Below are 8,628 nucleotides of genomic sequence, written 5' to 3' on the forward strand. Positions count from 1 at the left end.
CAGTAAAACCTGGACAACAAGTATCCTGGATATGTAGTGTCCAGATCATGCGGATGGGACAGGGCGTCGAGTGGGCGCTGCACTGCTGCCTGAACCTGGCCTGGGTCGGCGACGCCGTCCCCGGCGCCCGGCTCGCCGGGTTCTACGACCTCCCGCCCGCGTACCTCAACAAGCAGCTCCAGGCCCTGGTCCGGGCCGGGGTGTGCGAGTCCGTGCCCGGCCCACGGGGCGGGTTCCGGCTCGCCCGGCCCGCGGACGAGGTGTCCCTGCTCGACGTCGTCGTCGCGGTCGAGGGACCGGAGGACGCGTTCCGCTGCACCTCGATCCTCGGCGCGGCGCCGGGCGGGGACCCGTCGCTCGACTACTCCGGCCACTGCGCGATCTCGCTGTCCATGCGCTCGGCCGAGCTCGCCTGGCGCCGCGAGCTGGCCGGCCGCTCGCTCGCCGAGGTCGCCGCGGACGTCGTCCGCACCGCCCCGGACGCGCCGCAGCACGTCCGGGCCACGCTCGCACCGTGATCGCACCACCCACGACACCGTCCACGAACGCCACCGACCCGAAGGGGACCGTCATGGAACCGCGCATCTCCCGGCCCTACCGCCACGTCCCGGACGGCTACCGCGCCCTGACGGCGCTGGAGGCCTCCACCCGCGACGACGCCGTCCTCCCCCGCACCGTGCAGGAGCTCGTACGACTGCGGGCGTCGCAGATCAACGGCTGCGGCTTCTGCGTGGACATGCACTCGCACGACGCACTGGACTCCGGCGAGGCCGTCGAGCGCCTGTTCTCCGTGGCCGCCTGGCGGGAGGCCCCGTGGTTCACCCGCCAGGAGCGGGCCGCGCTGGCCCTCACCGAGGAGGTGACCCGGCTGGCCGACCGACCCGATGCCGTCCCGGACGCGGTGTGGGACGAGGCCGCCGCGGTGTTCGACGAGCGGGCCCTGACCCTGCTGGTCACCACGGTCGCGACGATCAACGCCTGGAACCGGATCAGCGTCGCCACCCGGCAGATCGCGGGAAGCCACCGGCGCGCTGCGGCCGCGGGACGTCCGTGACCTTCCCCGCGCAACGGCGGACCGGCTGGGCACGGCGTCGCACGCTGGGGCAACATCGTTCCCGTGCCCCGTACGCGTGGGTGATCTGCCCCGTTCCGCCGTCGTCGTGTTCCAGATGAGGTGCCCGTGTCCCCCACCCCGGTCAACAGCGCCCCGATCCACCCCCCGGTCGACACCGAGGAGTCCGATCTGCGCGTCTCGGAGCGGAAGACCTCCGCCGCCGGGGCGAAGGCTGTTGCGATCTCCATGAAGCGCTCCCTCGCCGAACAGGGCGTGGTGAAGACCGCCAAGAACCTGCTCACGATGAACCAGGTCGACGGCTTCGACTGCATGAGCTGTGCCTGGCCGGACCCGGCCCCGGGCGAGCGGCACACCGCCGAGTTCTGCGAGAACGGCGCGAAGGCCGTGTCCTGGGAGGGCGACCGCCGCCGGGTCACCCCGGAGTTCTTCGCCGAGCACTCCATCGCCGACCTGCGTGACCGCAGCGCGCACTGGCTGGAGAGTCAGGGCAGGCTGACCCACCCGATGGTCCGCCGGGCCGGCGGCACGCACTACGAGCCCATCTCGTGGGACGACGCGTTCGACCTGGTCGGGACCCACCTGCGCGCCCTGTCGAGCCCGGACGAGGCGCTGTTCTACACCTCCGGCCGGGCCTCGAACGAGGCGGCGTTCGTCTACCAGCTGTTCGCCCGCGCCTACGGCACGAACAACCTGCCCGACTGCTCCAACATGTGCCACGAGTCGACCTCGGTCGGCCTGGCCGAGGCGATCGGCGTCGGCAAGGGGTCGGTCTCGCTGCAGGACCTGCACGACGCCGACCTGATCGTCATCTCCGGACAGAACCCGGGCACCAACCACCCGCGCATGCTGTCGGCGCTGGAGACGGCCAAGAAGAACGGCGCGCGGATCCTCGCGGTCAACCCGCTGCCCGAGGCCGGGCTGTTCAAGTTCGACAACCCGCAGACCCCGCGCGGCATGTCCGGCATCGGCACCCACCTGGCCGACGAGTTCCTGCAGATCCGCAGCAACGGCGACCTCGCGCTGTGGCAGGCGTTCGGGCACCTGCTGCTCGCCGCCGAGGACCGCAACCCGGGCAACGTGCTGGACCGCGACTTCATCGAGCGGCACACGAACGGCTTCGAGGCCTACGCCGCGCACGTGAAGGACCTGGACCGCGACGCCGTCGTCGCCGCGACCGGGCTCACCTGGGGCGAGATCGAGAAGGCCGCGGAGATGCTCGCGACCTCGAAGCGGATCGTGAACTGCTGGGCGATGGGCATCACCCAGCACCGCAACGCCGTCGCCACCATCAAGGAGATGGTGAACGTCGCCCTGCTCCAGGGCATGATCGGCAAGCCGGGCGCGGGCCTGTGCCCGGTCCGTGGTCACTCGAACGTGCAGGGCGACCGCACGATGGGTATCTGGGAGCGGGTCGCGGACAGCTTCCTCGACGCGATCCGCGACGAGTTCGGCTTCGAGCCGCCCCGCGAGCACGGCCACGACTCGGTCGCGGCCGTGCAGGCGATGGCCGACGGGCGGGCGAGCGTGTTCGTCGGCCTGGGCGGCAACTTCTCCCAGGCGATGTCGGACACCGGCGTCACCGAGCCGGCGCTGGAGCGCTGCGCGCTGACCGTCCAGATCTCGACCAAGCTGAACCGGTCGCACGTCGTCGCCGGGACCGACGCGCTGATCCTGCCCGCGCTGGGCCGCACCGAGAAGGACCTGACCGGCGGCCGGGCCCAGCGGGTCACCGTCGAGGACTCGATGTCGGCGGTGCACGCCTCGCACGGCCGCTCCGAGCCGGCCGGTGAGCTGCTGCGTTCCGAGGTCGACATCCTGTGTGGGATCGCGCGGGCCACCCTCGGCGCGGACCACCTCGTCCCGTGGGCCGAGTTCGCGGCCGACTACGACCGCATCCGCGACCGGATCGGCCGGGTCGTCCCGGGCTGTGAGGCCTACACCGAGAAGGTCGCCCGCTCCGGCGGGTTCACCCTCGCCCACCCGCCGCGGGACAGCCGCACCTTCCCGACGGCGTCGGGCAAGGCGGAGTTCACCGTCAGCCCACTGGAGGTGCTGACGCTCCCCGAGGGGCGCCTGGTCCTGCAGAGCCTGCGCAGCCACGACCAGTTCAACACCACGATCTACGGCCTGGACGACCGCTACCGCGGCATCCACTCCGGCCGCCGGGTCGTGTTCATCTCCGACGCCGACCTGCGTGAGCTGGGCTTCGCCGACGGCGACCGGGTGAATCTGGTCAGCGAGTGGACCGACGGCAGCGAGCGGCGCGCGGACGACTTCCGGCTGGTGTCGTACTCGACGCCGAAGGGCTGCATCGCCGCGTACTACCCGGAGACGAACCCGCTGATCCCGCTCGAGTCGTACGCGGACGGCTCGCGCTGCCCGACCTCGAAGTGGGTGCAGGTCCGGCTGGAGCCCGCCACCCGGTGATCGACGTGTGAGCGCGCTCACCCGTCCGGTGATGTCCGGACGGAATCGGCGTCACCCCTCGTGAGGTTGCACCGTTCGGCCACACGAGGGGGGACGTCCGAGTGACCACCACTGCAGTCACCGCGCCGAGCCGGTTACGGATCGCGCTGATCCTGGGCGCGTTGATCGCGCTCGGTCCACTGACGATCGACACCTACCTGCCCGCGCTGCCGGACGTCGGGCGCGACCTCGTCGCGTCCGAGCCGGTCGTGCAGCTGACGCTGACCGGCACACTCGCCGGTCTCGCGCTCGGCCAGCTGGTGATCGGCCCGCTGTCCGACGCCTACGGCCGTCGCAGGCTCCTGCTCGCCGGCACCGCCGTGCACGTGCTGGCCTCCGCACTGGTCGCCCTCGCCCCGAGCATCGAGGTGCTGGCGGTGCTGCGGGTGCTGCAGGGCGTCGGCGCCTCGGCGGGCGCGGTGATCGGCCTCGCCGTGGTGCGCGACCTGTTCACCGGCCGGGCCGCGGCGACCATGCTCTCGCGGCTGATCCTGGTGATGGGCGCCTTCCCGGTGCTCGCCCCGACCCTCGGCGCCGCCCTGCTCAACTGGGTCTCCTGGCGCGGGGTCTTCCTGTTCCTGGCCGGCTACGGCCTGGTCATGCTGGCCGTGGTCACCTCGGGGCTGCCCGAGACCCTCCCCGTCTCCCGACGCCGGTCGGCCCGGTTCGGCCCCACCCTGCGGACCTATGGCGGGCTGCTGCGCGACCGGACCTTCGTCGGGCTGGTGCTCGTCGCCGGGCTCGCGATGGGCGCGCTGTTCAGCTACGTCTCCGGCGCCGCGTACGTCTACCAGCAGCAGTTCGGGATGGACCAGCAGACGTTCGGCATCGCCTTCGGCGCCGGCGCGATCTGGCTGGTCGTCGGCACCCAGCTCAACCCGGTGGTGCTGCGCCGCTTCGAGCCCCGCCGGGTGATGTCGACCGCCGTCGCCGCCGGGGTGCTCGTCGGGCTCGTGCTGGCCGTGCTCACCGCAACCGGCACCGGCGGCCTGCCCGCCGTGCTCGCCGGGGTGTGGGCACTGCTGCTGGCCTGTGGCTTCGTCCTGCCGAACGCGCCCGCGCTGGCCCTGGCCCGGCACGGCGAGTCCGCCGGGACGGCGTCGGCGCTGCTGGGGTCGCTGCAGTTCGGGATCGGCGCCGCGACCTCGCCCGTGGTCGGACTGCTCGGCAACGACGCGGCCGCGATGGGCACCGCCATGTTCGGCGCGATCGCGCTCGCCGGGATCGCGCTGGTCGCCGTCGCACGGCCGTGGACGCTGCCGGACCTGAACGAGGAGCCCGAGCTCGCGGCCGCGTGAGGGCTGTGTTTGACCTGAAGTCAGCTTCAGGTCATAGCGTCGGGCACCATGGACGCGAGCACCTGGACGGCCCTGCGCAACGCGAGCACCGAGCCCGGCAGGCGCACCCGCCCGGCCGGGGAGACGGCCCACCGGATCCTGGACTTCGCCCGGCCGCACCGGCGGCGGATCGCGGCGTTCCTCGCCGTGAGCACCGTCGCCGCCGTGCTGACGGTGGCGGTGCCGCTGCTGGCCGGGCGGGCCACCGACGCGGTGACCCGCGGCGAGCGGCTCTCGGTGCTCGCGCTGCTGGCCGGGCTGATGGCGGCCGTCGCGCTGGTCGAGGCGGCGCTGTCGATGCTGACCCGCTGGTACTCGGCGAACCTCGGCGAGAGCCTGATCCACCAGCTCCGGACCACCGTGTTCGACCACGTGCAGCGGATGCCGGTCGCGTTCTTCACCCGCACCCGCACCGGCGCCCTGGTGTCGCGGCTGAACTCCGATGTGCTCGGGGCGCAGCGGGCGTTCTCCGACACCCTCGCCGGAGTGGTGTCCAACGTCGTCGTACTGGTGCTGACCCTCGCCGCGATGCTGGTGATCTCCTGGCCGGTGACCCTGCTGGTGACGCTGCTGCTGCCGGCGTTCCTGGTCCCGGCCCGGCTGATGGGGCGGCGGCTCGCCGCACTGGAGCGGGCGGCCGCGGACCACAACGCGGCGATGAGCACCCGGATGACCGAACGGTTCTCCGCGCCCGGCGCCACCCTGATCACGCTGTTCGGCCGCCCGGAGCGCGAGTCCGCGGAGTTCGCCGAGCGGGCCGACCGGGTCCGCGCGATCGGGGTGCGATCGGCGATGCTGCAGTGGACGTTCGTGACGGCGCTGACGCTCGCGTCGTCGCTGGCCGTCGCCGTCGTCTACGGGGTCGGGGGCGGGTTCGCGCTGGCCGGGGCGCTGTCGGCGGGGAACGTCGTGGCGCTCGCGCTGCTGCTGACCCGGCTCTACCAGCCGCTGACCGCGCTGGCCGGCGCCCGGATGGAGATCATGACGGTGCTGGTCAGCTTCGAGCGGGTGCTCGAGGTCCTCGACCTGGAGCCGATGATCACCGACGCCCCGGGGGCGTGCCCGGTGCCCGACGGGCCGGTCGGCGTCGAGTTCGACCGGGTGTCGTTCGCCTACCCGACCGCCGAGCAGGTGTCGCTGGCGTCGCTGGAGGAGGTGGCGACGCTCGACTCCCGCGGCGGGGAGCAGGTGCTGCACGAGGTGTCGTTCAGCGCCCCGCCCGGCGCCGTGGTGGCGGTCGTCGGGTCGTCGGGGGCCGGGAAGTCCACGGTCGCCCAGCTGCTCGCCCGGCTCTACGACGTCGGCGACGGCGCGGTCCGGATCGGCGGGGTGGACGTGCGCGAGCTGACGACCGCCTCGGTGCACCGCGCGGTCGGGTTCGTGACCCAGGACGGGCACCTGCTGCACGACACGGTGGCGGCGAATCTGCGGATCGGGGCACCGGAGGCCACGGACGCCGAGCTGTGGGCGGCGCTGCGCCGGGCCCGGCTCGACGGCCTGGTGGCGGCCCTGCCGGACGGGCTCGCGACCGTCGTCGGGGAGCGGGGGTACCGGCTGTCCGGCGGGGAGCGCCAGCGGATGACGATCGCGCGGGTGCTGCTGGCCCGGCCGCGGATCGTGGTCCTGGACGAGGCCACGGCCAGCCTGGACACCACCTCGGAGGCCGCGGTGCAGGCGGCGCTGGCCGAGGCGCTGGACGGGCGGACCGCACTCGTCATCGCACACCGGCTGTCCACCGTCCGCCACGCCGACGAGATCCTCGTGCTCGAACAGGGCCGGATCGTCGAGCGCGGGGACCACACCGGGCTGCTGGCCCGGGGCGGGCGCTACGCCGAGCTGTGGGCCGGGGCGCCGGCCGCGGCCTAGCGGAAGTCCTCCGGCGACACCTCGTCGATGAACTCGCGGAACTCCTGCATCTGCTGCTCCGGCGGGACGTCCGCCGGGCCGGCGGTGGCCGCGCGGGCCTGCGCGGCGGCGCCGGTGGTGTCGTCGCCGTCGGGGGGCAGGACGTCGTCGACGGCCTGGCCGACCTCGTCGAGCACGTGCTCGGCCATCCCGATCGGCAACCCCTCCCGGACGGCCAGCGACAATGCGTCCGACGGGCGCACGGCCAGCCGGGTGCCGCCGTCGAAGACCAGCTCGGCGGTGTAGACACCGTCGACGAGGTCGGAGATCTCGACCTGCTCCAGGGTGCGGCCCAGCGCCTCCACGACCGGGAGCAGCACGTCCTGGGTGAGCGGGGTGCCCTCGTCGTCGCGCGGGCCCACGGCGATGACCTCGGCCTGCGGCGGCCGTAGGAAAACCGGTACGCAGCGGTCGCCGTCGGCCTCGCCGAGCAGCAGCACCGGCTGGCGTGACCGGGCATGCACGATCAGGCGAAGGACGTGCATCCTCCGAGTCATTCGCACAGTGTCCCCCGTGACGGCAGGTGACGGAAGTCTCAGAAAGAGACGCCCCCTCAGCCCCGGGCGAGCCAGGGCATCGTCGTCGCCGCGACGGTCAGGAACTGCACGTTCGCCTCCGGCGGCAGCCCGGCCATGTAGACGACGGCGTCGGCGACGTGCCGGACGTCGAAGGTGGCCTCCGGACGCATCGAACCGTCGGCCTGCCTCGCGCCGGTCGCGATGCCCGCGGTCATCTCGGTGGCGGCGTTGCCGATGTCGATCTGACCGCAGGCGATGCCGAACCCGCGGCCGTCGAGCGAGAGCGACTTGGTCAGCCCGGTGATCGCGTGCTTGGTGGCGGTGTAGGGCGCGCTGCCCGGCCGGGGGACGTGCGCGGAGATCGAGCCGTTGTTGATGATCCGCCCGCCCTGCGGGTCCTGGTGGCGCATCGCCGCGAACGCGGCGCGGGCGCAGAGGAACGAGCCGGTGAGGTTGACCGCGACGGCCGCGTCCCAGTCCTCGACGGAGATCTCGTCGACGGTGCCGCCCGCGCCGAACGTGCCGGCGTTGTTGACCAGCAGGTCGACCCGGCCCCAGCGCTCGTGCACCGCGGCGAACAGGGCGTCGACCGACCTGGGATCGGTGACGTCGGTGGGGACGGTGAGCGTCCCGTCGCGTCCCGCCGCGGCCCTGGTCAGGGGCTCGCGCCGGCGCCCGGCCAGTGCGACCCGCCAGCCGGCGTCGAGCAGGCCGCGGGTCACCGCCTCGCCGATGCCCGACCCGGCCCCGGTCACCACCGCCACACCGCTCATGGGCCCACCCTGCCACGCGCCGTCCGTGACCCCGGACACAGATCGTCACGCGGCTGGCCCCGTGCGGTGTCGGTATCCCGACAGCGCACACACGGGAGGAGAGCGACATGGACGCGACGGTGCTGGTGGTCGGAGCGGGGTACGCGGGGGTCGCGGCGGCGAACCGGATCGCGGCAGGCGGGGCGGCGGTCACGGTCGTCGACCCGCGGGAGGAGTTCGTCGAGCGGGTGCGGCTGCACCGGCTCGCCGCGGGCACCGGGGCGGCGACGGTCCCGCTGCGCGAGGTCCTGCACCGGCGGGTCCGCACCCGCGCGGCGCGGGTCACCCGGATCGGGGACGGCACGGCGACCCTCGACGACGGCGACGTGCTGCGGTTCGATCGGCTCGTGTACGCGGTCGGCAGCGGGGCGGGGACGGCCCCGGGCGGCGCGCTGCGGGTGGACACCCTGGAGAGCGCCCGCCGGGTGCACGACGCCGCCGCGGCCCTGCCCGACGGGGCGGTCGTCGCCGTCGTCGGGGCGGGGCTGACCGGGCTGGAGACGGCCACCGAGCTC

General features: G+C 73.5%; 8 protein-coding genes. 6 read left to right on the forward strand and 2 right to left on the reverse strand.

Annotated elements, in window-relative coordinates; genetic code table 11:
• Positions 1–47 precede the first annotated feature (47 nt).
• From NH602_RS05555 to NH602_RS05575, 5 genes are all read left to right on the forward strand, one after another.
• On the forward strand, positions 48–518 hold the full coding sequence (locus NH602_RS05555) for an Rrf2 family transcriptional regulator (RefSeq protein WP_253067203.1): 471 nt from the start codon (positions 48–50) through the stop codon (positions 516–518).
• A 53-nt stretch (positions 519–571) separates the two neighbouring features.
• Positions 572–1,054, forward strand: coding sequence for a carboxymuconolactone decarboxylase family protein (locus tag NH602_RS05560; RefSeq protein ID WP_073576936.1), 483 nt, complete (start codon positions 572–574; stop codon positions 1,052–1,054).
• Positions 1,055–1,180: 126 nt separating this feature from the next.
• Positions 1,181–3,502: an FdhF/YdeP family oxidoreductase gene (locus NH602_RS05565; protein ID WP_083658826.1), complete on the forward strand. Its 2,322-nt coding sequence runs from the start codon at positions 1,181–1,183 to the stop codon at positions 3,500–3,502.
• Positions 3,503–3,603: 101 nt separating this feature from the next.
• Positions 3,604–4,839 (forward strand): multidrug effflux MFS transporter, encoded by a 1,236-nt coding sequence (locus tag NH602_RS05570; protein ID WP_253067204.1) that lies wholly within the window; start codon positions 3,604–3,606, stop codon positions 4,837–4,839.
• A 48-nt stretch (positions 4,840–4,887) separates the two neighbouring features.
• On the forward strand, positions 4,888–6,744 hold the full coding sequence (locus NH602_RS05575; RefSeq protein ID WP_253067205.1) for an ABC transporter ATP-binding protein: 1,857 nt from the start codon (positions 4,888–4,890) through the stop codon (positions 6,742–6,744).
• Here NH602_RS05575 and NH602_RS05580 read toward each other — a convergent pair.
• Positions 6,741–7,268 carry a bifunctional nuclease family protein gene (locus NH602_RS05580; protein WP_224401208.1) on the reverse strand — a complete coding sequence of 176 codons (528 nt, stop codon included), beginning with the start codon at positions 7,266–7,268 and terminating at the stop codon, positions 6,741–6,743. The two genes, NH602_RS05575 and NH602_RS05580, sit on opposite strands and share 4 nt — an antisense overlap.
• 68 nt (positions 7,269–7,336) lie before the next feature.
• Positions 7,337–8,074, reverse strand: coding sequence for an SDR family oxidoreductase (locus NH602_RS05585; protein WP_073575953.1), 738 nt, complete (start codon positions 8,072–8,074; stop codon positions 7,337–7,339).
• Positions 8,075–8,181: 107 nt separating this feature from the next.
• Between NH602_RS05585 and NH602_RS05590 the strand changes: the two genes are divergently transcribed.
• Positions 8,182–8,628, forward strand: a 447-nt coding sequence (locus NH602_RS05590; protein ID WP_253067206.1) for an FAD-dependent oxidoreductase, incomplete at its 3' end; no start/stop codon positions are given.

The organism is Pseudonocardia sp. McavD-2-B, from assembly GCF_024124365.1.
GTDB classification, from domain to species: domain Bacteria; phylum Actinomycetota; class Actinomycetes; order Mycobacteriales; family Pseudonocardiaceae; genus Pseudonocardia; species Pseudonocardia alni.

Coding starts and splice junctions, on each gene's coding strand:
- NH602_RS05555 (WP_253067203.1), top strand. CDS start 48: ATGCGGATGGGACAGGGCGTCGAGTGGGCGCTGCACTGCTGCCTGAAC.
- NH602_RS05560 (WP_073576936.1), top strand. CDS start 572: ATGGAACCGCGCATCTCCCGGCCCTACCGCCACGTCCCGGACGGCTAC.
- NH602_RS05575 (WP_253067205.1), top strand. CDS start 4,888: ATGGACGCGAGCACCTGGACGGCCCTGCGCAACGCGAGCACCGAGCCC.
- NH602_RS05580 (WP_224401208.1), bottom strand. CDS start 7,268: ATGCACGTCCTTCGCCTGATCGTGCATGCCCGGTCACGCCAGCCGGTG.
- NH602_RS05585 (WP_073575953.1), bottom strand. CDS start 8,074: ATGAGCGGTGTGGCGGTGGTGACCGGGGCCGGGTCGGGCATCGGCGAG.